Raw genomic sequence first — 24,161 nt, 5'->3', positions numbered from 1 at the left:
GGCTGACGTCGCCGCGCGGCCGCCCGGCGGCCGCGCCCCCGCCCTTCCCTTCGTTACAGCAGCGGACACGCGGTGACTTGCGTGCCGCGTTCCACGCACAGCCGCTCGTAGTCGCGCAGATACGCGCGCTCGGCATCGTCCAGCAGATCCAGATCGATCAGGTCCCAGTCGTAGCCGACCGTCACGATGTTCTCGAACGTCACGGTGTCGGGCTGCGCGTCGTCCGGCCGCACGATCACGATGTTCTCGATCCGCACGCCGCCCTTGCCCGGCAGGTAGATGCCCGGCTCCACCGAAATCACCGCATTCGGCACCAGCCCGTACTGCGCGCCCGGCGCGAACCGCACGCCGCCCTCGTGCACGTGAATCCCGACGCCGTGTCCGGTGCCGTGGCCGAAATCGTGGCCATGATCGCGGCACACCTGCCGCACCAGCGCATCGACGTCGCCGCCCGTCGCGCTCGCCGGAAAGCGCGTGACGAGCCCCTTGATGCAGGCCTTCAGCGCGACCGTGTAGATTTCGCGCTGCCACGGCTGCGCGACCGTGTCCGGCTGCGTGCGGCGCAGCACGACGCGCGTGCAGTCCGTCGCGAAGCCGGCTTCGTAGTACGCGCCGCTGTCGAGCAGCACGAGCTCGCCTTCGGTCAGCTCGACGTCGGCGCTCGCCGCCGTGTAATGCGCGAACGCGCTGTTCGCGCCGTTCGCCGCGATCGACGGAAACGACAGCGCGACCGCCGAACGGGCGCCGTATGCATCGTTAATGGTGCGCGCGAGGTCGTACTCGGTGTGGCGCACGCCCGGCTCGCCGGTCTTCGCCCAGCGCATCGTCTCGGCGATCGCCGCGGAGCTGCGCACGAACGCGTCGCGGAACTGGTCGAGCACCGCCGGCGTCTTGCTCGCCCGCATCGCCTCGACCGGGTTGAAATCGGCATGCCGCGCGTGCGGCCACACGCGGTTCACCGCGTCGACGAGCGCGCAGTTCACCGATTCGAAGCCGTAGCACACGTGCTCGACCGCGAACTGCGCAAGGAAGCGTTCGAGCGCCGCGACGTCGCGCCGGATCACGTGCAGCGCCGGATACGAATCGAGCGCGACCTCGCAGCGGTCGCACCCTTCCGGCAAAAACAGCGCCACCTGCGCGCCGATCGCGAACAGGAAGCCGAGGTGCGACGACGCATTCGGGATGTGATAGCCGCGGCTGTTCAGCAGATACGCGAGATCGTCCGACGCGCAGGTGAAGAACGCGGTCTTGCCGTCCGCCGCGCCGGTATGCGCGGCGAGTTGCCGGTTCAGCGCGTCGAGGTTCTGCGCGACGCTCAGGCCGGTCATCGTGGCGGGAATCTCGAAGATCGGCCGCTCGACGTTCCAGCCCGGCAGCGCGATCGCGTGGTCGATCTCGCGATCGGCGAGGCTCGCCCAGTCGAGCGTCGCGGCCCGCGTCTGCTCGAACAGCCGGTTGCGCTGCGCGACGCTGATCCGCCGCGCGTCGTAGCCGACCCGCGCGAGCCGGTTCGCGTGCGCGACGAGCCAGTCGGCCATCGCCTGCCAGATCGTCGTGTCGATGCCGAGCTTCTCGACGCGCACGCGCGCCGGATCGCACTGCTCGTCGGCCTGGAAGTGATAGCGGCCGTCGACGAACAGCACGAACGGCGGCACGCCGAGCGCCTGCGCGGTCGCCGCGCTCAGGAAGATCCCGCAGCCGGCCGAACCGTCGAAGCCGGACACCGCGTAGCGCGGGTTGTTGCCGCGCGGCAGGTACTCGGTCACGTAGTCGTCCTGCGACGTGATCACCACCGCGTCGAGTCGCGCGGCATCGAGCAGGCGCGACAGGCCGGCCTGGGTCTCGGCGACGGACGCGTCGTACGGGGGAAGGCCGGAGAAGCTGTATTTCAGTCGATCGATCATCGGATGCCCGTTATTCATTGTTGTCGGCGGCCGGCGGCGTGTCGCGGCATCGCGCCTGCCCGCCCCCCGCACGTCGGTGCGACGCGCGGCCCGGCCGCACCGCGGTTCCAGCGGCCGCCCTCGGGAAATTTTCGTCTCACTTAACTTTGTTTGATGCGCGACAGAATCTAGAGCAGGCCGAAACCGAGGTCAAGCCAAAATTTTCGTAGGACTAAAATCGGCGCGCAGCCTGCGGATCCCGGCACAGCGCCGCTTCGCCCGGCGGTGCCGCGCGGTACAATGCGCCGGCCTCCGCCCCGGCGACCGCATCGCCGCCGCGCCCGCGCCCCGACTCGTTGCCACGAAAGAGATTCATGGATTCAGACCTCATGCGTATCGGCCAGCGCATTCGCCGCCTGCGCCGGGAAACAAAGAAGACGCTGCTGGAAGTGGCGACCGAAGCGAAACTGTCGGTCGGGTTCCTGTCGCAGGTCGAGCGTCATCTGACGGGCATCTCGCTGTCGTCGCTCGTCAACGTCGCGAAAGCGCTGGGCGTGCCCCTCGGCACGCTGATCGAGCAGCCGCGCCAGCCGCAGCCCGATTCGCACGAGGGCAGCCGCAAGCCGTATGCGCTCGACGCCGCGTCGCAGTGGTACGAGCGGCTGTCCACCACGTTCGACGGCAGCCAGATCAACGCGCTGAAGGTGCAGATGATGAAGGGCTACCGGTCGGAATGGGTCGCGCACGGCGGCGACGAATTCGTGTACGTGCTGGCCGGCCGCGTCTGCTACACGGTCGGCAAGAAGAATTACCCGCTGGCGCCCGGCGACTCGCTGCATTTCGACGCGCGCAAGCGGCATCGCGTGGCCAATGTCGGCGACGGGCCGGCCGAGCTGATCAGCGTCAGCACGCTGCCGCTGTTCGACGACAGTTCGGCGGAATTCGCGGCCGCGACGACGGAAATCACGCAGTCGACGCCCGGCGAACCGCGCGTGAGCCGCCGCGCGCCGGCGCCCGGAAGGGATGATCGCGACGGCGCCGCGGCACGGCCGTCCAAGGTCGACGCAGCCCCAAAGAAAGGTACGGCGAAGCCGCGCGCGGCCGCCGGCAAACGTCCGGCGGCGGCGACTCCGGCGCGCAGGAAGAAACCGTAACGGCCGACGGGCGCCCCTGCCGCGCGCCCGGTTCCGCGCCGACGACTCGTCGACTATTCGCCGATCGCGAGCGCCTGCGCGACGGCCTGGATCCGCGCGCGATGCACGGCTTCCTTGATCTTCTCCGTGTCGCTGCCGATGCCGCGCGCGATCGCGCCGGCATCGACGCTGCGCGCGGCCGCGAGCGCGACACGGAGCCGCTCGGCCTGCGGATACGGCTGCGCATCGAGCCCGAGCCGGCCGCGTGCGTCCGATTCGCACGCCTGCAGCAACTCGGCGAAGCGCGCCGGCTTGCGCAGTGCGTCGCTGCGCTCGAAGAGCCGCACCAGCGCGGCCGCGCCCATCTCCATCACGCGATGCAGGTTGCCGTGCTCGCGCGCGACCACCAGCGCGAGATCGCGGCATTCGTTCGGCACGCGCAGCCGCTCGCACAACGGCTTGAGCAGCTCGACGCTGCGGCTTTCGTGGCCGACGTGGCGCGGCAGCACGTCCGCGGGCGTGGTCCCCTTGCCGAGATCGTGCGTGAGCGCCGCGAAACGCACCGCCAGCGAATAGCCCTGCTTCGCCGCGTAGTCGACGACCATCATCACGTGCACGCCGGTATCGACTTCCGGGTGGTAATCGGCGCGCTGCGGCACGCCCCACAGCGCGTCGACCTCGGGCAGGATGCGCGCGAGCGCGCCGCAGTCGCGCAGCACCGCGAACATCCGCGACGGTTTCGCCTCCGTCAGCCCGCGCGCGATTTCCTGCCACACGCGCTCGGGCACGAGCGCATCGACCTCGCCCGCGTCGACCATCCGCCGCATCAGCGCGAGGGTTTCGTCCGCGACCGTGAAATCCGCGAAGCGCGCGGCGAAACGCGCGACGCGCAGGATCCGCACCGGATCCTCGACGAACGCGTCGCTCACGTGCCGGAACACGCGTGCGCGCAAGTCGGCCTGCCCGTCGAACGGATCGATCACGGGGCCGACCAGCGTGCCTTCCGGGCTCACCTCGCGCGCCATCGCGTTGATCGTCAGGTCGCGCCGCGCGAGATCCTCGTCGAGCGTCACGTCCGGCGCGAAATGAAACTGGAAGCCGTGATAGCCGGCCGCCGTCTTGCGCTCGGTGCGCGCGAGCGCGTATTCCTCCTGCGTCTGCGGATGCAGGAACACCGGGAAATCCTTGCCGACCGGCCGGAAGCCCTGCGCGGCCATCTGCTCGGGCGTCGCGCCGACCACCACGTAGTCGCGGTCCTGCACCGGCACGCCGAGCAATGCGTCGCGGATCGCTCCGCCTACTGCGTAGATGTTCATGGGTTGGGTTCGTATTCGGCAATGACGTTGGTTTCGCGGCGCGCGGCATCGATCCACCGCTGCACGGCCGGCAGCGCCGTCACGCGGGCCGCATAGCCGGCCGCCTCCGGCGACAGCGCCGGCGCATACGTGTTGAAGCGCATCACGACCGGCGCATACATCGCATCGGCGATCCCGAATTCGCCGAACAGGAACGGCCCGCCCGACGCCTCGGTGCATTCGCTCCACAGCGCGTCGATGCGCGCGACGTCGGCGAGCGCCTCGGGCGTCGCGCCGCGCCCCGGCATCGACGCGCGGATGTTCATGCCCATCTGCGTGCGCAGCGCCATGAAGCCCGAATGCATCTCGGCGGACACGCAGCGCGCTTGCGCACGCGCGAGCGGGTCGGCCGGCCACATCGGGAACTGCGGATAGCGCTCGGCGAGCGTCTCGGCGATCGCGAGCGAATCCCAGATCGCCGCGCCGTGATCGTCGACGAGGCACGGCACCTTGCCGGTCGGCGAGTATTCGCGGATGCGCGCGGCCGAGTCGTCGCGGCGCAGCTCGACCACGATCTCGTCGAACGGGATGCCGAAATGCGCGAGCAGCAGCCACGGCCGCATCGACCACGACGAATAGTTCTTGTCTCCAATGACGAGCTTCATGGCGAAATTCCGGAAAACGCGAAAAAGAAAAAGAAAGAGCCGACCGGCGACGGGGCGCTAGCGACGCGAGCGGAACCAGTCGAATCGCGAGCGCTGCGTCGCGTCGCCGAGATACGCGGGCGCAATGCTTTCGAGACTCGCGGGCGAGAGCCCGAGTTCCGGCGCGAGCGGCCCCGACAGCACGTTCGGCACCGACATCGTCGCGAGATTGTCGCGCGTGAGCACGGGCTCGCCCGGCAGGCATTCGAACACGCTCGCCTGCAGCCGCGCAAGCGCGTCGGGCAGCCGCACGATGCGTGCCTGCCGGCCGACCAGCGTGCCGCAATAGCGCACCAGTTGCTCCAGCGTGTAGACGGTCGGGCCGCCGAGTTCGTAGGTCTTGCCGTGCGCGCCCGCGAGATCGAGCGTGTTGACGAACGCGCGCACGACGTCGCCGACGAACACCGGCTGAAAGCGCGCGTCGGGCATCGCGAGCGGCAGCACAGGCACCGTGCGCTGCAGGTTCGCGAACGTATTGAGGAAGGCGTCGCCGGGGCCGAACACGACCGACGGCCGGAAGATCGTCAGCGCGAGCGAATCGGTGGCCGCGATCGCATGCAGCGCGGCTTCGCCGTCGCCCTTCGAGCGCTGGTACATGCTCGCGCCGTGCGAATCGGCGCCGAGCGCGCTCATGTGCAGCAGGCGCCGCACGCCGACCTCGGTGCAGGCGGTCGCGAGCGCGGCCGGCAGCGCGACGTGCGCGCGCTCGAAGCCGGGCCCGTACGGCGTGCCGCGGCCGCCGTGCAGCACGCCGACCAGGTTGATCGCCGCGTGCGCGCCGGCGACGAAGCGCGCGAGCGTGCGCGTGTCGAGCGCATCGAGTTCGACGATGTCGATCGGCAGCATCTGCAGGTGGCGCGCGTGGTCGCGCCGCCGCGTGCCGATCCGCACGTGCTTGCCGGCGTCGATCAGCGCATTGACGAGCCGGCTGCCGATGAAGCCGGTGCCGCCCAGCAGCGCGACGGTCTGGCGATCCATGTTCCGAACCTCAAAAGAACACTGCCGCGTCTCGCGCGGCAGTTCGGTGTATCAGGGCGAGATCATGCCTAGACGTTTCTTCAACGACTGCGGTTTGCCCTCGAAGAGCGCCGCGTAGTAGACGGTGTTCGACAGCACGTTCTTCACGTAGTCGCGCGTCTCGTTGAACGGAATCGTCTCCGCGAAGATCGCGCCTTCGACCGGTCGCGTCAACACCTGGCGCCACTGGCGCGGCCGGCCCGGGCCCGCGTTGTAGCCGGCGGTGGCGAGCACCGGCGAGCTGTCGAAGTTGTTGTAGATGTCCGCGAGATACCAGGTGCCGAGCTGGATGTTGGTGTCGATGTCGTGCATCTGCGCACGCGAGATCGTGCCCATGCCGAGCTTCTTCGCGACCATCTGGGCCGTCGCCGGCATCAGCTGCATCAGGCCGCCCGCACCCACCGACGAACGCGCGCTGATGATGAAGCGCGATTCCTGGCGGATCAGCCCGTACGCCCATTCGACGTCGAGGCCGGTCGATTGCGCGTAGCGCTCGACGGTCGTGCGGTACGGCGACGGATAGCGCAGCGTGAAATCGTGCTCGGCCTTCGTGCGGTCGGCCGTGTTGACCGTGCGGTCGAGCAGCTCGACGCGCTTGCCGTATTCGGCGGCCGCGAGCAGCTGGCGATCGGTCATCCCGCGCAGCGGCCAGTTCCATTCGCGATTGCCTTCGAGGCGCAGGTTCAGCGCGTAGAAGCGTTGCGCGAGCGCGAAGCCCGGAATCTTGCCCATCGCGTCGATCTCGGCGTCGCTCACCTTCGTGCGCGGCGGAATCGTCGTGCGCTGGCCGAGCTCTTCGCCGGCCAACTGCCCGTAGAAGTTGAACTGGCCGGCGACCTGCTCGAATTCCTGGTTCGCCTGCAGCGTGTCGCCGCTCTGCTTGAGCGCGCGCGCATGCCAGTAGATCCACGCCGGATCGTCGCGCAGCGACGGCGGCATCTGCTCGATCGACCAGCGCACCATCGGCCAGTTGCCGGCCAGCAGCGCGGCGCGCGTGCGCCATTCGTAGCCCGGGTTCGACAGCGGCGCGTTCGCCGATTTCGCATACCAGACCGACGCCATCGGCGAGCGCTTGATCGCGCCCTGGTAGCCGATCGCGCCCCACGCGATCGCCTGTTCCTGCTTGGTCAGCGAAGGCGCGAGCGTCGTCAGCATCCCGGCGGCGGCGTCCGGATCGTTGCGCGCCATGCGGCCGAGCGCGATCAGCGCGAGCTGATGCGATGCGGCGTCAGCCCCGACGCCGCGCGCGAGATACAGCGGCGGCGCGCTCGTCGCCTGGTCGAAGCCCGCGGGGCGCGGGCCGAGCGCGTCGACGATCTTGCCGCCGAGCGTCGTGTAGTTCTGCTCGTACGCGAGGCGCGCCTGCTGCCACACGTCGTCGCTCGTGAACTGCCGGTTGACGGCGAGCGCGGTGATCAGGTCGACGCACGCATCGCCGTAGTTCTTCGGCTCGACGAGCAGCGCGCGCGCCGCGTCGGCGACGTTCTCGTTGCGCGCCGCGCGCGATTCGAGCGCATAGCACTTGACCTGCGTGTCGTCGTCGAGCACGAAGCGCTTGTACTGGTCGTCGAAATTTCGCCAGTCGTGGCGCGCGCCGAGCACGAGCAGGTAGTCGTTGCGCAGGCGATCGGCGATCGCCTGGCCGTCGTAGCGCTGCAGGAACGACTGCACGAGCGCGTCCGGCGCATCGACGCGCGCGCGGCCCGTCGAATCGAACAACTGCGGCTTGATCTGGAAATACTCGACGTAGGACGGCACCGGATAGTTCGGGATCATCGACGCGAGCTGCGCGGCCTTCGCGGCGTCGTTGCGGCGTGCGGCTTCGCGAAGCTGCACGAAGATCTGGTCATCGCCGGGGAGCGTGTCGTCGTTCGGTGCGGCGCATGCGGTCGTGCCGGCGACGAGCGCGGCGGCCGAAAGCGCGAGCGCGACCGCGCGATATACTCGGAAAAGGCTGTTAGACATCGTTTTGAATGGAGCACGAAGTGAGCGAAAGCATAGCATGCAACCCTGTGCCGAACCCGAAGGTTGCGCTGCGCAAAACGCTGTCCGGCGCCCGTCGCGACGCCGCGTCGCAGCCCGCCGCGAACGCCGCGCTCGATGCGCGGCTGCGCACGCTGCTCGATCGCCTGGCGCCGTGCACGGTCGGGTTCTACTGGCCGCTGCCGGGTGAATTCGATGCGCGCGAGGCCGTGCTCGCATGGTGCGCGACGGGCGCCGGCCGGTGCGCCGCGTTGCCGGTGATCGGCGAGCGTCACACGCCGCTCGCGTTTCATGCGTGGGACGCGCACACGCCGATGCGCGAAGGCCATCACCGGATTCCCGAACCGGCGTCGGGCATCGTCGTCGTGCCCGATCTTTTGCTGATTCCGTGCGTGGGATTCGATGCGCAGCGCTACCGGCTCGGCTACGGCGGCGGCTACTACGACCGCACGCTCGCCGCATGGCCGGGCGACACGCCGCCCGTGACGGTCGGCATCGCGTACGAAGCGTGCCGCGTCGATGCGCTGCCGGCCGAGGCGCACGATCTCGCGCTGCGCTGGATCGTCACCGACGGTGCGCTTTACCCGGCCGCCGAATGATGGCGCGCGCGGCGCGGCTTGCCGCGAGCGCGTCGCGGCGACCGACCGTTTCCGCGATCGTTTACAGCGACGCCGCCGCGCGCGCGGCCGTGTCGTAGAGGCCCGATGCGTTGCGCAGCAACTGCGCCGCGTCGCCGATCTGCTCGTTGGTGAGCCCGCTTTCCTTCAGCGTCTCGATCAGGCAATGCTCGCGCACCTCGCGGTACTTCAGGCACAGCTCGCGGCCCGCGTCGGTCGCGAAGAAGAACGCTTCCTTGCCGCTCTTCTCGCTTTTCACATAGCCGCGGGCGATCAGTTTTTTCAGCGCATAGGTCGCGACGTGCGTATCCTCGATATTGAGCACGAAGCAGATGTCGGCGAGCTTCTTCTTGCGTTCGCGATGGCTGACGTGATGCAGCAGCGAGACCTCGACCGCCGTCATGTCCTTCGCACCCGCCGCCGACATGCAGCGCACCATCCAGCGGTTGAACGCGTTGCCGGCCATGATGAGCCCGTATTCGAGCTCCGACAGTTCCGCGCTCGAATCGGAAACGAGGTGTTCGGATGACACGATCTTGGTCGCAGGACGCTTCATGGAAAGGCGGCGCAAGCCGGATGACAGGATGTGCCCGAGTGTACGCCAGAAGCCCCGGCCGACGAGCTAGGCGAAAACGCTTATTGAGAAGTTGTCGATATTTTATTGACAATGTGCGCTAACATTGCCGTCCGAACCGTGCCAGTCCGATGACGCCACCCCGCATTTATCCGCTCGGCGATGCCGCCCTCGTCTGCGAGGTCCCGCCGCCCGCCACGCTCGATTGCCAGCGCCGCGTCTGGGCCGTGGCCGCGGCCGCGCGCGCATGGCCCGACGTGATCGACGTCGTCCCCGGCATGAATAACCTGACCATCGTGTTCGACCCGCTCGCCGCGACGGCCGACTCGCTCACGCCCGCGCTGCGCGACGCGTGGGAGACGGCCGACGTCGAGCACGCGGACGGCCGCGAGGTCGAAATCCCGGTCGAGTACGGCGGGGCCGCCGGCCCCGATCTCGCCGCCGTCGCCGCGCACACGGGCCTGTCGGCCGACGAGGTCGTCGCGCGCCACGCGGCCGGCGCCTACGTCGTGTTCTTCGTCGGATTCCAGCCGGGCTTCGCGTATCTGGGCGGCCTCGACGCGTCGCTGCATACGCCGCGCCGCGCGGCGCCGCGGCTCGAGGTGCCAGCGGGCTCGGTCGGCATCGGCGGCGCGCAGACGGGCATCTACCCGGCCACGTCGCCCGGCGGCTGGCAACTGATCGGCCGCACGTCGCACCGGCTGTTCGATCCGGCGCGGCCGCAGCCGACGCTGCTGCTGCCCGGCGACCGCGTACGCTTCACCATTGCGGGAGTCGACGCACGATGACCCAGAGCAACGCACCGGGCACCGTCGAGGTCGTGCGGGCCGGCCCGCTGTCGACCGTGCAGGATCTCGGGCGCCGCGGCATGCGCCATCTCGGCGTCGCGCAAGGCGGCGCGCTCGACGGCCTCGCGCTCGAAGTCGGCAACCGGCTCGTCGGCAACCGCCCCGACGCGGCTGCCGTCGAAATCACGATCGGCCCCGCCACGTTCCGCTTCACGCGCGCCACGCGCATCGCGATCACCGGCACCGAATTCGGCGCGACGCTCGACGGCAAGCCCGTGTATTCGTGGTGGAGCCTGCCGGTCGACGCCGGCCAGACGCTCGTGCTGCCGGCCGCGAAGCGCGGCATGCGCGGCTATCTTTGTATTGCGGGCGGCATCGACGTGCTGCCGATGCTCGGCTCGCGCAGCACCGATCTCGCGTCGCGCTTCGGCGGCCTCGGCGGCCGCACGCTGCGCGACGGCGACCGGCTGCCGGTCGGCGTGCCGCCGGCCGGCGCGGGCTGCCTCGCGGCCGACGCGCCCGAATTCGGCGTGAAGGCGCCGGCGTGGTGCGCATTCGTGCGCGTCGACGAGCCGCCGCGCCGTCACCGCCCCGCCCATGCGCCGTGGGCGATGCCCGTGCGCGTGCTGCCGGGCCCCGACTACGCGTCGTTCGCGGCCGATTCGCAGCAGGCGTTCTGGGACGAGGAATGGCTCGTCACCGCGAACAGCAACCGGATGGGCTATCGCCTCGCCGGCGCCGAGCTCGTGCGCGAGCGGCCGGTCGAGCTGCTGTCGCACGCGGTGCTGCCGGGCACGATCCAGGTGCCGCCGAACGGCCAGCCGATCGTGCTGATGCACGACGCGCAGACCACCGGTGGCTACCCGAAGATCGGCACGGTGATCCGCGCCGACCTGTGGAAGCTCGCGCAGGCGCGCCTCAACCTGCCGATCCGCTTCGTGCGCACGACGGCCGACGCCGCGCGCGCCGCCCTCGTCGCGGAACGGGCGTACCTGCGGCAGATCGACGTCGCGATCGAGATGCGCGAGGAAGCGCGCCGCCGCGCCCAATCGCGCGCGGCGTGACAATGGCGGAAGCAGGAGCGAAGGACGGGCCACGCAACCAGTGGACGAGGAACATATGGAAATCGATCTGAATGCCGATCTCGGCGAAGGATGCGGATCGGACGAGGCGCTGCTCGACCTCGTCACGTCGGCGAACATCGCATGCGGCTGGCATGCAGGCGGCGCGAATGCGATGCGCGACTGCGTGCGCTGGGCCGTGCAGAAAGGCGTGTCGATCGGCGCGCACCCGAGCTTTCACGATCCGGAGAATTTCGGCCGCAAGGAAATGCAGCTGCCGGCCGGCGACATCTATGCGGGCGTGCTGTACCAGCTCGGCGCGCTGTCGGCGATCGCGCAGGCCGAGGGCGGGCGCATCGCGCACGTGAAACCGCACGGCGCGCTGTACAACCAGGCCGCGCGCGACCCGCTGATCGCCGACGCGGTGGTGTCCGCGATCCACGACTTCGATCCGTCGCTCGCGGTGTTCGGGCTCGCGAACAGCGTGTTCGTCGCGGCCGCGCGGCATGCGGGGCTCGCCGCGGTGGAGGAAGTGTTCGCCGATCGCGGCTACCGCGCGGACGGCTCGCTGGTGCCGCGCAGCCAGCCCGGCGCGTTGATCGACGACGAAGACGCGGTGCTCGCGCGCACGCTCGACATGGTGCGCAACCGGCAGGTGCGCGCGCTGAGCGGCGAATGGGTGCCGCTCAATGCGCAGACCGTCTGCCTGCACGGCGACGGGCCGCATGCGCTGGCGTTCGCGAAGCGGATCCGCGCAGCGCTCGAGGCCGCCGGCGTCGACGTGGTTGCGCCCGGGGCGGTGCAGGCCGACGAAGGCGCGTAGCGAAGCAGTCGGCACCTGCCTGCGCGCCGCCCGTTTTCGTCGCACCAAAGAAAAAAGCGCCCTCGTGGCGCTTTTACGTTGATGCAATCGCCGCGGCTTCGCCGTCTGTCGATTCATCCCCCGAAACCGTCTTTCGACGGTGACCGGAAAAATATTCCGGATTAAAAAACGTCCGCCGCCGCCCGATCACAGCCTTCCCCGGTCAGACGACGGAACGTCGCTTATGTGCAAGTCGACCTGCATGCATGTGTTGTTCGACGACGATTGGCCCCGCCGTGCATGCAGACTCTCCGCGGCCGGCACGTGCTTCACGTGCCGGCGACGCTCACCCCGCGCTTTATTTCTGCTACCCCGTAGAACTTATCTATTCTTTTCATTTTTTCAACTTGTGGGATGAAGAATAGATATCGGCCGAACGGGATGTCAATCGTTTTAAACGCTATTTTCCGAAGTTTCGAGGGTTTTCCTTATCGACCGCTGCCCGCGCGCAAGCGCTTCGCGCGAGGCACGCGACGTCGATCAAACAGGGGACGATCGGTGCGGGCGGCCGGACGCGATCAGTTCGCGTCGACCCGGTATCCTTGCTGGCGCAACAATTCGAGCACGCCGCGCGAGCCACCCAGATGCAGCGCGCCGATCGCGACGAACAGCGGCCGGTTCGGCGCGGCGATTGCCGTCATCCGTGCAACGAAGCGCCGGTTGCGCTCGTACACGATCTTGTTGTCGAGCGACGCCGACAACGCCTTCGAACGCGCGAGCCGTTCGCTCTTCGCGACGGCCCACGCGGCGATCGCATCGGCGTCGCCAATTCGCCACAGTCGATGCAGCGCCTTGATGTCGTCGGCGTTCTGCGCGGGTGTCTGCACCATGTCCTGCGCGAGCATCTCGCGCTGCTCGGCGAGCGTCAGCCCGGTGAACGCGCGCATCTGTTCGGCGAGCGTCTCGAGCCCGATCACGCGCCCGCCCTTCTTCTTCAGGAATACGTTCTGCAGCTGCGCCTCGGTGCCGTATTCGGTCTGCAGCCCGGCCGACAGCGAATCGTAGGTCTCGACGACGAGCGCCGCGAGCCACGGCCGCATCTTGCGGATCTCGGCGAGCGCGGCCGGGTTGCCGCGCAGGCGCGCCGCGAGCTGCTGCCACAGCGGCTCGGAAAGCAGGCGCTGCAGGCACGGGTAGCGGCACACGCCGTACTTCGACACGTCGTCCTGCGATTCGAGCAGATCGTCGGGCGACAGTTCGAGCGCGAGGGTCGGCGATGCGGCGAGCGCCGCGAGGATACGCGGCCGGAACGGTTGCGCGCTGGGGTAATCGGACGGATCGCCCGTATGCAGCGTGCCGAGCACGTAGAGCGTGATCTTGCCCTTGGTCGCGACGTAGAACGGCATGCGCGCCGGCTGCACGCGCACGGTGCCGCGCGACACCGTGCCGTCGGACACGGCCGGCGCATGGAAGCCGGGCAGGCTCATGCCGGGCGGCGGCACCTGCGACGGATGAATCGGCGAAGTGGCCGGCGCACGCCCTTCGGCGCGCGCCGGTTCGACGGGGACCACGACGCTGGCCGCCACGCACGCGCCGGCCAGCGCCGCGCCCGTGACGGTACGCACGCTCCAGCGCCGCGCGTAGCGATACGCGCGCATCGCGCGCGCGCCGCCGGCTCCCACACGGCGCACGCCGGACACGCGCGCCGCCAACGCTTCAGGCATTCGCCTCCCCGACCTCCTCGGCGCGATGGCAGGCCACGCGCCGGCCGTCGACTTCGCGCAATGGCGGCTCCTCGACGCGGCACCGCTCGACCGCGTACGGGCAGCGCTGGTGGAACGCGCAGCCCGACGGCGGATTGAGCGGCGACGGCAACTCGCCCTGCAGCTTGATCTGCACGCGGCGATCTTCCTCGAAGATCGCCGGCGTCGCCGACATCAGCGCCCGCGTGTACGGATGGCGCGGCCGCGCGTAGATCGTCGCCTTGTCGCCGAGCTCGGCGACGCTGCCGAAGTACATCACCATCACGTCGTCCGCGACGTGCTCGACCACCGACAGGTTGTGCGAGATGAACACGTAGCTGGTCTTGAACTGCTCCTGCAGATCCATGAACAGGTTCAGTATCTGCGCCTGGATCGACACGTCGAGCGCGGACACCGGCTCGTCGGCGACGACGATGCGCGGATCGAGGATCATCGCGCGCGCGATCGCGACCCGCTGGCGCTGGCCGCCCGAGAACATGTGCGGATAGCGCTTCGCGTGCTCGGGGCGCAGACCGACCGTGCGCATGATCTGCGCGATGCGCGCGGCGCGCTCGGCGGCCGTCAGGTTCACGTTGATCTCGAGCGGCTCGGCGAGCGTCTGCTCGACGGTCTTGCGCGGGTTCAGCGACGCGAACGGGTTCTGGAACACCATCTGCACGCGGCGGCGCAGATCGGCGACCGTCTCGCGGTTCGCGCCGGCGACGTTCTTGCCGTCGATCACGAGGCTGCCCGCGGTGGGCGTCTCGATCATCGTCAACTGGCGCGCGAGCGTCGACTTCCCGCAGCCCGACTCGCCGACGACGGCGAGCGTCTTGCCGCGCTTCAGCGAGAACGACACGCCGTTCAGCGCCTTCACCGTGCCCTGCCCGAACATCCCGCGCTTCACCGTGTAGTGCTTCGCGAGGCCGTCGGCCACCAGTACCGCTTCCTCGTCGTGCGATGCGCGAGGCGTTTCGTTGACAATATTCATCGTGCGCCTCCCGTCAGGTCGAGGTTGGAAAGATTGAGCGGCTTGATGCAGCGCGCGCGCATCGCGTCGTTGCCCGACACCAGCGCGTCGAGCGCCGGCCGCGCCTTGCGGCAATCGTCGACGACGTACTTGCAGCGCGGCGCGAACAGGCACCCGGACGGGCGATCATCGCGGCCCGGCACCATGCCCGGCAATGCGGCAAGGCGACGCGCCCCCTGATTGTGCTCGGGAATCGCCGCGAGCAGCGCTTCGGTGTACGGATGATGCGGCGCGCGGAAGATGTCGGGCACGCGATTGGTCTCGATGACTTCGCCCGCGTACATCACCGCGACGCGATGCGCGACCTCCGACACCACGGCCAGATCGTGCGAGATCAGCACGAGCGCCATCCCGCGTTCCTTCTGCAGCTTCACGAGCAGATCCATGATCTGCGCCTGGATCGTCACGTCGAGCGCGGTGGTCGGCTCATCGGCGATCAGGAGCTTCGGGTTGCACGCGACGGCCATCGCGATCATCACGCGCTGGTTCATCCCGCCCGACATCTGGTGCGGGAACGACGCGATGCGGTTCTTCGCATCGGGAATGCCGACCTGGTCGAGCAGTTCGAGCGCGCGCCGGTGCAGCGCGTCGCCGCGCAGCCCTTCGTGCAGCTTCAGCACTTCCTTGATCTGGTAGCCGACCGTGTAGCTCGGGTTCAGGCTCGTCAGCGCGTCCTGGAACACCATCGCGATGTCCTTGCCGACGATCTTGCGGCGCGCCTTCGGCGATGCCTTCAGGAGATCGACGCCGTCGAACGTGACCTCGTCGGCCGTCACCTTGCCGGGCGCGTCGATCAGGCCCATCAGCGCCATCATCGTCACGCTCTTGCCCGAGCCCGATTCGCCGACGACGCCCACCACCTCGCCCGGCGCGACCGACAGGTTGATCCGGTCGACCGCGGGCAGGCCGTTGAAGTTCACCGCGAGATTGCGGATGGTCAGTAGATTCTGGGTCATGTCGTCCTCCGCCGGGCCGCCCCAAGGAGGATGACCGCCCCCTTGGGGGGCAACGAACGAAGAGAGTGTGGGGGTCGTTTCATATCACGCCATCCGCTTCAGTTTGGGATCGAGCGCGTCGCGCAGCCCGTCGCCGAGCAGGTTGATCGCGAGCACCGAAATCAGGATCGACAGGCCGGGCATCGTCACGATCCACCACGCGTTGTCGATGTAGTCGCGCGCGGACGCGAGCATCGCGCCCCACTCGGCGGTCGGCGGCTGCACGCCGAGGCCGAGGAAGCCGAGCGCGGCCGCGTCGAGAATCGCCGACGAGAAGCCGAGCGTCGCCTGCACGATCAGCGGCGCCGTGCAGTTCGGCAGCACCTGCGAGAACATCAGGCGCAGCGTGCCGGCGCCGGCCACGCGCGACGCGGTCACGTATTCCTTCTGCAGCTCGCCGAGCGCCGATGCGCGCGTGAGACGCACGTAGGCCGGCAGCGCGACGATCGCGATCGCGAACATCGTGTTGGTGAGGCCCGGGCCGATGATCGCGACGACCGCGACCGCGAGCAGCAGCGACGGCAGCGCGAGCAGCACGTCCATGATGCGCATCACCGGCGTGTCGGCCCACTTCTGGAAGAACGCGGCGACGAGCCCGAGCACGATGCCGGGGATCAGCGCGAGCACGACCGACACGAAGCCGATCCAGAACGACATCCGCGCGCCGAACATCAGCCGCGAAAGGATGTCGCGGCCCGCTTCGTCGGTGCCGAGGATGAATTGCCAGTTGCCGCCGGCGAGCCACGCGGGCGGAATCTTCACGTAGTCGCGATATTGCTCGACCGGGCTGTGCGGTGCGATCAGCGGCGCGAGCAGCGCGACTGCGATCAGCACGATCACGACGATGCCCGCGCCGACGGCGCCGCGATTGCGCGAGAAGTTGGCCCAGAACTCGCGCAGCGCGAGCGCACGGCCGCCGGCCGGCGCGGATTCGGTCGGCAGGGTGTTTTGCAGATTGCTCATGGGATTACCTCGTGTGGCGGATGCGCGGATTCAGCACGCCGTACAGCAGGTCGACGACCAGGTTCACGACGATCACGAGCGTCGCGATCAGCAGGATGCCGCCCTGGACGACCGGATAATCGCGGCGGCCGATCGCATCGATCAGCCACTTGCCGACGCCGGGCCACGAAAAGAGCGTCTCGGTCAGCACGGCGCCAGCAAGCAGCGTGCCGATCTGCAGGCCGATCACGGTGACGACCGGGATCAGCGCATTGCGCAGCGCATGCACGACGACCACGCGCACGGGCGACAGCCCTTTCGCGCGGGCGGTGCGGATGTAGTCCTCGCGCAGCACTTCGAGCATCGACGAGCGCGTCATCCGCGCGATCACCGCGAGCGGGATCGTGCCGAGCACGATCGCGGGCAGGATCAGGTGGCTCACCGCCGACTTGAACGAGCCTTCGTCCGGCGCGAGCAGCGCGTCGATCAGCATGAAGCCGGTCGGGTGCGGGAAATCGTATTCGACCGCGATGCGCCCGGACACGGGCGTCCAGCCGAGATATGACGAGAACACCATGATGAGGATCAGCCCCCACCAGAAGATCGGCATCGAATAGCCGGTGAGCGCGGTGCCCATCACGCCGTGATCGACGACCGAGCCGCGCCGCAACGCGGCGATCACGCCGGCCGGCAATCCGACCGCGAGCGCGAACACGAGCGCGCACAGCGACAGCTCGACCGTCGCCGGGAAGCGCGCGAAGAATTCGCCCGCGACGCTTGTGTTGGTGATGATCGACATGCCGAGGTCGCCATGCAGCGCCCGGCCGATGTAGTGGAGATACTGCAGGGGCAGCGGCTGGTCGAGCCCGAGGCGTTTCATCGCCTCCGCGTGCATCGCGGGATCGACGCCGCGCTCGCCCATCATCACTTCGATGGGGTCGCCCGGTATCAGGTGAATCAGCGCAAACGCCAGGATGGTGATGCCGATGAAAGTCGGGATCACCATCCCCACGCGGCGCAACACGAATCTGAACATGATGCGTCTCGTATTTTCTTGTGGGAAATGTGCGACCGGCGACGAAGGGCTTCTGGCCCCTCGCCGCCGGATGATTTCAAGCCGGTTTTCTCAATGACGACAGCTTACGCCAGCCTGGTTACTTCACGCTGACACCGTCGAAACGCGCATAGCCGAGCGGTTCGATACGCATGTCGACCACGTTCTTGCGCACCGGCTGGTAGACGGTCGAGTTCGCGATCGGCGAGAACGGCAGCTGTTGCGCGAAGATCTGCTGCGCCTGCGTGTAGAGCTTCGTGCGCGCGTCCTGGCCCGTCGTCGTGCGGCCCTTCTGGACCAGTTCGTCGAACGGCTTGTAGCACCAGTGCGAGAAGTTGTTGCCCTTGATCGCTTCGCAGCCGAGCAGCGTGCCGAGCCAGTTGTCGGGGTCGCCGTTGTCGCCCGTCCAGCCGATCAGCATCGTGTCCTGCTCGCCCGAGTGCGCGCGCTTGATGTACTCGCCCCATTCATACGTGACGATCTTCGCCTTCACGCCGATCTTCGCCCAGTCGGCCTGGATCATCTCGGCCATCAGGCGGGCGTTCGGGTTGTACGCGCGCTGCACGGGCATCGCCCACAGCGTGATCTCGAAACCGTTCGGGAAGCCCGCCTTCGCGAGCAGCGCCTTCGCCTTCGCGGTGTCGTAGGGCGGCAGCTTCAGGTTCTTGTCGTACGACCATTGGGTCGGCGGCATCGGCGCGTTCGCGGCCTGGCCGGCGCCCTGGTAGACGGACTCGAGGATCGCCTTCTTGTTGATCGCCATGTCGAGCGCCTGACGCACTTCGAGCTTGTCGACCGGCTTGTGCTCGACGTTGTACGCGAGGTAGCCGAGGTTGAAGCCGGCCTGCGACGGCATGTCGACGTTCGAATCGGCCTTCAGCGTCGCGATGTCGGCCGGGCGCGGATAGCTCATCACCTGGCATTCGTTGCGCTTGATCTTCTGCACGCGCACGCCCGGATCCGGCGTGATCGAGAAGATCAGCTTCGAGAGCTTCACTTCGCCCTTCTTCCAGTAATCGGGATTGCCGTCGAAGCGGATCGTCGCGTCCTTCGTGTAGCTGCGGAAGATGAACGGGCCCGTGCCAATCGGCTTCTGGTTGATGTCGGCGGCCTTGCCGGCCTTCATCAGCTGGTCGCCGTACTCGGCCGACAGGATCGACGCGAATTCCATCGCCATGTTCTGGATGAACGGCGCGTTCGGCTCGGCCAGCGTGAACTTCACGGTGTACGGGTCGACCTTCTCGACCTTCGTGATCAGCTTGTCGAGGCCCATGTCGGTGAAGTACGGGAACGACACCGGGTACGCCTTGCGGAACGCATTGTTCGGGTCGAGCATGCGCTGGAACGTGAACAGCACGTCGTCCGCGTTGAATTCACGCGTCGGCTTGAAGAAGTCGGTCGTGTGGAACTTCACGCCGTGGCGCAGGTGGAACGTGTACACCTTGCCGTCGGACGACACGTCCCACTTCTCGGCGAGGCCGGGCTCGACCTTCGTGCCGCCGCGCTCGAATTCGACGAGGCGGTTGTAGACGGTGAACGTGGCGGCGGTGAAATCGACGCCGGTCGTAAATTGCGCGGAATCGAAACCCGCCGGGCTGCCTTCTGAGCAGTAGACGAGCGTTTTGTTCGGGATCTGTGCGAATGCAGAGCCCGCGACGCCGAGCGATGCCGCTGCCACGCCTGCCATGGCGGTAACACGCAGGGTGTGCAACAGACGGTTGTATTCCATGTTTCCTCCAGGTCTCCAGATCGGAACCGGTCCCGCCAGGGTCCGGCGTACGCGGATATTACTTGAGCTAACGATGCGGCAACAAGCTGGAGAAAAAACTCTTCCATATGCGCGCCGGGTTTTTGCCGATTTTTAGTGGGGGTAAAAAATGCGACAACGCGCGCGAGCGCCGATTCCGTGCATTTCGCGCCTGTTTCGTTCGACGACTAAACAATTCGGGTGCGAACACGATGGGGCGACGCACGATGTCCCCGCGTTCTGCAGTACATCATTGCGTTTCGCGAAACGATGGGATGAGCGTCTTCAAATCGTCATGTCGTCACGCCGGCGCGTCGAGGTCGGCGCTGCGGGCGGGCACGAACGCGACCGCGACGATCGACAGCGCGATTCCCGCCATCACGTAGTAGGTCGGCGCGAGCGGCGTGCCGGTCGCCTTGATCAGCCACGTGACGATGAACTGGCCGAAGCCGCCGAACAGCATCACCGCGACGTTGTACGCGATCGACAGCCCGGTCGAGCGCACGTTGGCCGGGAACAGCTCGGCGATCATCGCGCCGAACGGCCCGTAGTAGCCCGCGAGCGTCACCGACAGCACGGCCTGCACCGCGATCAGCCGCCCGATGCTCGGCGCCGCGTCGAGCCAAGCGAACAGCGGATACATCAGCGCGAACGTCAGCACCAGCGACCACAGCGACAGCCCCTTGCGGCCGATGCGATCCGACCACGCGCCCGCGATCGGCGACAGCACCATCAGCAGCAGATTGCCGACGATCACCGCGTAGAACGATTCCGCATAGGGCAGCTTCAGCTGCTTCACCGCGAAGGTCGGCAGATAGCTGATCAGCACGTAGATCGTCACGGTGAGCGCGATCACCGAGCCGAGCCCGCACAGCACCTCGCGCGGGTGGCGCGTGAACACTTCGCCGAGCGTCGCGCGGCGCGCGCTCTGCTGCGCATGCAGGAATGCTTCGGAATCGGCGAGATGGCGGCGGATGTAGAAGCCGATCGGGCCGATCACGAGCCCGAGGATGAACGGCACGCGCCAGCCCCAACTGCGCAGCGCGTCGTGCGACAGCCCGCGCGTGACGGCCGCGCCGACGAGCGCGCCGATCAGCAGCGCGCCCGCCTGGCTCGCCATCTGCCAGCTGCCGTAGAAACCGCGTTTCGAGAACGGCGCCGCTTCGATCAGCAGCGCCGTCGCGCTGCCGAATTCGCCGCCCGCGGAGAAGCCCTGCAGCAGGCGGCCGAGCACGATCAGGATCGGGCCGCCGATGCCGATCGCCGCATAGGGCGGCGCGATCGCAAGCAGGAAGATGCCGGCCGTCATCAGCAGGATCACGAGCGACAGCGCGGCCTTGCGGCCCGCGCGATCCGCGTACAGCCCGAACACGATGCCGCCGATCGGGCGCATGAAGAACGCGACGCCGAACGTCGCGGTGGTGAGCAGCAGCGACGAGTATTCGCTGGAAGTGGGGAAGAACAGCTCGGCGATCACGACGGTCATGAAGCCGAACACCGTGAAGTCGTACCACTCGAGCGCATTGCCGATCACGGCGGCCACCACGGCGCGCCGGTTCAGCGCGCGCTCGGGCCGGGCCGTTTTCGTTGAATTCGCAATCGTCGCCATGCGTGCCTCGTCCTCGTGAATTCGCCGTGTCGGGCGGTTCGGCGCGCGGGATGCCGCGGCGCGCTGGTGTGCAGCGAGTGTAGAAAGCGACGGAACCGTTTTCAAGCAATAAAAAACGCCCGCCATCGAACGACGGCGAGCGTGTTGCGGTTTTCGCCGCTTTGCGGCATCGCACGATGCCGCACGGGCCTCAACCCATCTTCGAGAAGGCGCTGCACCAGCCCTTCGCCGACACCTGCTTGCCGGGGAACGCGCCGCACGGGCCCGACGCCGAGCCCTTCTTGCCCTGGTACAGCATGCAGGCCGCGCAATCCTGGCCCGCTGCGTATTTCGGGTACTTCGTCTTGTCGACCTTCGTGGCATCGGCCTTGTAGCCGAGCGCCACCGCGGTCGGATCGGTTTCCGACAGCATCGGCGCATCGGCCAGCGCTTCGCGCGACAGCGCCAGCGCGGACACGGCGCCGATGCTCGTGATCAGGAAACTCCGACGGGATGTTTTCATGGGGACTCGCTCCAACGTTATCGGTTTGAAAGCCGTTCTGGCGACGGCGTTCAACAGAATAACCGCCAAGCGAATAAATGTGCGCGCCGAAATGCCGGAGATAAGGGATTCCACACGGGCGTCACGCGGCCCGCACGCACGGCGGCGGGCCGTGCGTCACGCGCGCGACACCATGTCGCCGACGCGCTGCGCGAGCGCGAGCGACGCGGTGAGCCCCGGCGACTCGATGCCGAACAGGTTCACGAGCCCGCGCACGCCGTGTTGAGCCGCCCCCTGCACGATGAAGTCGGCCGGCGGCTCGCCAGGCCCCGCGACCTTCGGCCGGATGCCCGCGTACGCCGGCTGCAGCGCGTCGTCGGGCAGGCCCGGCCAGAATGCGCGGATCGATGCGTAAAACGTGCCCGCGCGCGCCGGATCGACTTCATAGCGCAGCGAATCGCACCACTCGACGTCCGGGCCGAAGCGCGCCTGCCCGCCGAGATCGAACGTCAGGTGCACGCCGAGCCCCGCGCGATCGGGCATCGGGTAGATCAGGTGCGAGAACGGCGCACGGCCCGACAGGCTGAAATAGTTGCCGCGCGCGAGATAGAGCGGCGGCACCCAGCGCGGATCGAGGCCGCGCGTGCGGTGCGCGAGCGCCTGCGCGCCGAGCCCCGCGCTGTTGATCACGCATGCAGCCTCGATCTCGGTCGGCGCGGCGCCGCCGGTACGCACGATGAAGCGCCCGCCGCGCAACACGTCGATCGCTTCGACCGGAGATTGCAGCGCGCACATCGCGCCGTCGCGTTGCGCGTCGCCGAGCAGCGCGAGCATCAGCTGATGGCTGTCGACGATGCCGGTCGACGGCGAGAACAGCGCCTCCACGCATTCGAGCGCGGGCTCGAGCGTCTGCGCCTCGGCGCGCGTGAGCGGCAACAGGTCGAGCACGCCGTTTTCGGCCGCGCGCGCGCCGATCGCCTTCAACTGCTTCACTTGCGCGGCGCTCGTCGCGACCAGCAGCTTGCCGGTGCGCCGGTGCGGCACGTGATGCGTGTCGCAGAATTCGTACAGCATGTCGCGCCCATGCATGCACGACGTCGCCTTCAGCGACCCGCGCGGATAGTAGAGCCCCGCATGAATCACCTCGCTGTTGCGCGAACTCGTGCCCGTGCCGATCGCGTCGGCCGCCTCGAGCACGATCGTTTCACGCCCGCGCGCGGCCAGCTCGCGCGCAATCGCCAGACCGACGACACCCGCGCCGATCACGACACAATCCGTCTGCTCCATGGCTTTTCGCGCTGCTCGCGCGTCGAAGGGAGAGAAAAGAATTGTACGTCCCGGTTCGCCCGCTTGCCGAACGCGTGCGCATCGTGTCGCGACGATACGGACGGGGGTGCGGACAACGAAGTGGCCGGGCGTGCGATCCACACGCCGCGCACACCCCGCGCGCAGGCCGCAGCGGTGCGCGCGGGGCGGCGTCAGAAGCCGATCGGGCGGCGCTTCGCCGCGCCTTCGTCGGCGCGGATGTCGGCCGGCCCGATCGCGTCGCGGCCGTCGAGCCGCGCGGCGCCGAATGCGTGCAGCAGCGCGCGGCGCATCGTGCGCGGCGGCGTCGCGGCCAGCACGTCGAGCGCATCGTCGCCGAGCGTCTCGGGGAAGCGCCGCCCCCACGCATGCGACGTGCGGATCTCGTCGTAGATCGTCTGCGCGATCCGGCGCGCGCCGGCCGCATCGGGCGCCGCGATCTCGTACACGTTCATCCGGTTGAGCAGCGGCTCCGGAATCGCGTGCGCGTCGTTCGCGGTCGCGATCCAGATCACGTTGCCCGCGTTGATCGGCACTTCCGCGAATTCGTCGACGAACGCGCGCGCGGTGTCGTGCTCGAGCAACGCATACAGCGCGCCGAGCGGATCGTATTGCGCATCGCTGCCGGCCTTGTCGATCTCGTCGACCGCGATCACCGGGTTCGCGTAGCTGCCGTTCACGAGCGCGTCGAACACCTTGCCGGGCTTCGCGTTCTTCCATTGCGACGACGCGCCCGACAGGATCCAGCCGGCCGTCAGCGAACTCATCGGCACGTAGTGGTACGCGGTGCCGAGCAACTGCGCGAGCGCCTTCGCGAAATGCGTCTTGCCGATTCCGGGCGGCCCGAGCAGCAGGATCGGCATCAGTTCGAGCCGGTCGTCCGTCTCGAGACACAGGGCGATCTGCTTGCGCACGTCGTCGAGCGGCTCGCCGAAATTCGGCAACGCCTCGCCGAGCGCGTCGAACGACGGCATCCGGTTCGGCTTCACGCAGAAGCGCAGATTCCCCGTCTTGAGCATCCGCTCGTAGGTCGAGCGCAGCGCGTCGCTCGCGCTCTCGTTCAAGTCGCCCAGCGCCGTCTCGACCTGCTCGAGGTCGTACACCGTGCTGAAGGACGCCACCGCCAGTTCCTGTTTCACCATCGCCGTCGTCATACCCACCTCGCTGCACTTGCCGTCACACAGTCATCAGACCCTTACGATTTCAGTGTAACGATCCCGCATCGCCGTGCAAGCAAGCAGCCGGAGCACTCTGCTGCTAACAGCGCGCGCCCGCTGCACGGCCGCGCGCCGCGGCGTATGATCGAACGTTCACGACGTACGCGCCGGGCTCGCCGATCGGGCCCGCGCATCGCCCGCACACTGCCCCGCACCTCGCCTGACGCCTCGCCGCCCGAAGG

General features: G+C 68.2%; 21 protein-coding genes. 5 read left to right on the top strand and 16 right to left on the bottom strand.

The window, feature by feature from the left end; all coding sequences use genetic code 11:
- Window positions 1–53 precede the first annotated feature (53 nt).
- On the bottom strand, window positions 54–1,904 hold the full coding sequence (locus QZM72_RS29700; RefSeq protein ID WP_301739844.1) for a M24 family metallopeptidase: 1,851 nt from the start codon (window positions 1,902–1,904) through the stop codon (window positions 54–56).
- A 353-nt stretch (window positions 1,905–2,257) separates the two neighbouring features.
- Between QZM72_RS29700 and QZM72_RS29695 the strand changes: the two genes are divergently transcribed.
- On the top strand, window positions 2,258–3,037 hold the full coding sequence (locus tag QZM72_RS29695) for a helix-turn-helix domain-containing protein (RefSeq protein ID WP_301739843.1): 780 nt from the start codon (window positions 2,258–2,260) through the stop codon (window positions 3,035–3,037).
- A 53-nt stretch (window positions 3,038–3,090) separates the two neighbouring features.
- Here QZM72_RS29695 and QZM72_RS29690 read toward each other — a convergent pair whose 3' ends face one another.
- The 4 genes from QZM72_RS29690 to QZM72_RS29675 are packed head-to-tail and all read right to left on the bottom strand — an operon-like array spanning window position 3,091 to window position 7,997.
- Window positions 3,091–4,332, bottom strand: coding sequence for a multifunctional CCA addition/repair protein (locus QZM72_RS29690; RefSeq protein ID WP_301739842.1), 1,242 nt, complete (start codon window positions 4,330–4,332; stop codon window positions 3,091–3,093).
- Window positions 4,329–4,976, bottom strand: a complete 648-nt coding sequence (locus QZM72_RS29685; RefSeq protein WP_089468677.1) for a glutathione S-transferase family protein — start codon at window positions 4,974–4,976, stop codon at window positions 4,329–4,331. The genes QZM72_RS29690 and QZM72_RS29685 overlap by 4 nt, the downstream gene beginning before the upstream one ends.
- Before the next feature lie 57 nt (window positions 4,977–5,033).
- Window positions 5,034–5,993: a complex I NDUFA9 subunit family protein gene (locus QZM72_RS29680; protein WP_089468678.1), complete on the bottom strand. Its 960-nt coding sequence runs from the start codon at window positions 5,991–5,993 to the stop codon at window positions 5,034–5,036.
- A 51-nt stretch (window positions 5,994–6,044) separates the two neighbouring features.
- Window positions 6,045–7,997, bottom strand: a complete 1,953-nt coding sequence (locus tag QZM72_RS29675) for a lytic transglycosylase domain-containing protein (protein ID WP_301739841.1) — start codon at window positions 7,995–7,997, stop codon at window positions 6,045–6,047.
- 8 nt (window positions 7,998–8,005) lie between these two features.
- Between QZM72_RS29675 and QZM72_RS29670 the strand changes: the two genes are divergently transcribed.
- Complete coding sequence (locus QZM72_RS29670) at window positions 8,006–8,614, top strand: 5-formyltetrahydrofolate cyclo-ligase (RefSeq protein WP_301739840.1); 609 nt, start codon at window positions 8,006–8,008, stop codon at window positions 8,612–8,614.
- Window positions 8,615–8,675: 61 nt separating this feature from the next.
- On the opposite strand, the gene QZM72_RS29665 is transcribed toward QZM72_RS29670, so the two are convergent.
- Complete coding sequence (locus tag QZM72_RS29665; protein WP_301739839.1) at window positions 8,676–9,188, bottom strand: winged helix DNA-binding protein; 513 nt, start codon at window positions 9,186–9,188, stop codon at window positions 8,676–8,678.
- A gap of 149 nt (window positions 9,189–9,337) precedes the next feature.
- On the opposite strand from QZM72_RS29665, the gene pxpB reads away from it, so the two are divergent.
- The 3 genes from pxpB to pxpA are packed head-to-tail and all read left to right on the top strand — an operon-like array spanning window position 9,338 to window position 11,878.
- Complete coding sequence (gene pxpB / locus QZM72_RS29660) at window positions 9,338–9,994, top strand: 5-oxoprolinase subunit PxpB (RefSeq protein WP_301739838.1); 657 nt, start codon at window positions 9,338–9,340, stop codon at window positions 9,992–9,994.
- The gene (locus tag QZM72_RS29655; RefSeq protein WP_089468683.1) at window positions 9,991–11,058 is read left to right on the top strand and encodes a biotin-dependent carboxyltransferase family protein; all 1,068 of its coding nucleotides are present in this window, start codon (window positions 9,991–9,993) and stop codon (window positions 11,056–11,058) included. The genes pxpB and QZM72_RS29655 overlap by 4 nt, the downstream gene beginning before the upstream one ends.
- A 55-nt stretch (window positions 11,059–11,113) precedes the next feature.
- Window positions 11,114–11,878 carry a 5-oxoprolinase subunit PxpA gene (pxpA, locus tag QZM72_RS29650; protein ID WP_050014249.1) on the top strand — a complete coding sequence of 255 codons (765 nt, stop codon included), beginning with the start codon at window positions 11,114–11,116 and terminating at the stop codon, window positions 11,876–11,878.
- A 557-nt stretch (window positions 11,879–12,435) separates the two neighbouring features.
- Here the strand turns inward: pxpA and QZM72_RS29645 are convergent.
- From QZM72_RS29645 to QZM72_RS29600, 10 genes are all read right to left on the bottom strand, one after another.
- Window positions 12,436–13,581 carry a TraB/GumN family protein gene (locus tag QZM72_RS29645; protein ID WP_301739837.1) on the bottom strand — a complete coding sequence of 382 codons (1,146 nt, stop codon included), beginning with the start codon at window positions 13,579–13,581 and terminating at the stop codon, window positions 12,436–12,438.
- Window positions 13,574–14,590, bottom strand: a complete 1,017-nt coding sequence (locus QZM72_RS29640) for a peptide ABC transporter ATP-binding protein (protein WP_301739836.1) — start codon at window positions 14,588–14,590, stop codon at window positions 13,574–13,576. Before QZM72_RS29640 ends, QZM72_RS29645 begins: the two co-directional genes overlap by 8 nt.
- A complete protein-coding gene (locus tag QZM72_RS29635; protein ID WP_089468687.1) occupies window positions 14,587–15,585 on the bottom strand; it encodes an ABC transporter ATP-binding protein in 999 nt (332 codons plus the stop codon). The genes QZM72_RS29640 and QZM72_RS29635 overlap by 4 nt, the downstream gene beginning before the upstream one ends.
- A gap of 84 nt (window positions 15,586–15,669) precedes the next feature.
- Window positions 15,670–16,587: an ABC transporter permease subunit gene (locus QZM72_RS29630; RefSeq protein WP_006489141.1), complete on the bottom strand. Its 918-nt coding sequence runs from the start codon at window positions 16,585–16,587 to the stop codon at window positions 15,670–15,672.
- A 4-nt stretch (window positions 16,588–16,591) separates the two neighbouring features.
- Window positions 16,592–17,602, bottom strand: a complete 1,011-nt coding sequence (locus QZM72_RS29625; RefSeq protein WP_089468688.1) for an ABC transporter permease subunit — start codon at window positions 17,600–17,602, stop codon at window positions 16,592–16,594.
- A 118-nt stretch (window positions 17,603–17,720) separates the two neighbouring features.
- Window positions 17,721–19,349, bottom strand: coding sequence for an ABC transporter substrate-binding protein (locus tag QZM72_RS29620; RefSeq protein WP_089468689.1), 1,629 nt, complete (start codon window positions 19,347–19,349; stop codon window positions 17,721–17,723).
- 319 nt (window positions 19,350–19,668) lie between these two features.
- The gene (locus QZM72_RS29615; RefSeq protein WP_089468690.1) at window positions 19,669–20,976 is read right to left on the bottom strand and encodes an MFS transporter; all 1,308 of its coding nucleotides are present in this window, start codon (window positions 20,974–20,976) and stop codon (window positions 19,669–19,671) included.
- Window positions 20,977–21,166: 190 nt separating this feature from the next.
- On the bottom strand, window positions 21,167–21,478 hold the full coding sequence (locus QZM72_RS29610; protein ID WP_021163765.1) for a high-potential iron-sulfur protein: 312 nt from the start codon (window positions 21,476–21,478) through the stop codon (window positions 21,167–21,169).
- A 156-nt stretch (window positions 21,479–21,634) separates the two neighbouring features.
- On the bottom strand, window positions 21,635–22,744 hold the full coding sequence (locus tag QZM72_RS29605) for an NAD(P)/FAD-dependent oxidoreductase (RefSeq protein ID WP_301739835.1): 1,110 nt from the start codon (window positions 22,742–22,744) through the stop codon (window positions 21,635–21,637).
- 191 nt (window positions 22,745–22,935) lie between these two features.
- Window positions 22,936–23,916 (bottom strand): AAA family ATPase, encoded by a 981-nt coding sequence (locus QZM72_RS29600; protein ID WP_089468692.1) that lies wholly within the window; start codon window positions 23,914–23,916, stop codon window positions 22,936–22,938.
- Window positions 23,917–24,161: the final 245 nt, after the last annotated feature.

Source organism: Burkholderia sp. AU45388 (assembly GCF_030481585.1).
GTDB classification, from domain to species: Bacteria; Pseudomonadota; Gammaproteobacteria; order Burkholderiales; family Burkholderiaceae; genus Burkholderia; species Burkholderia sola.
The sequence above is the reverse complement of the archived record's forward strand: the minus strand, read 5'-3'. Positions and strand labels throughout refer to the sequence as shown.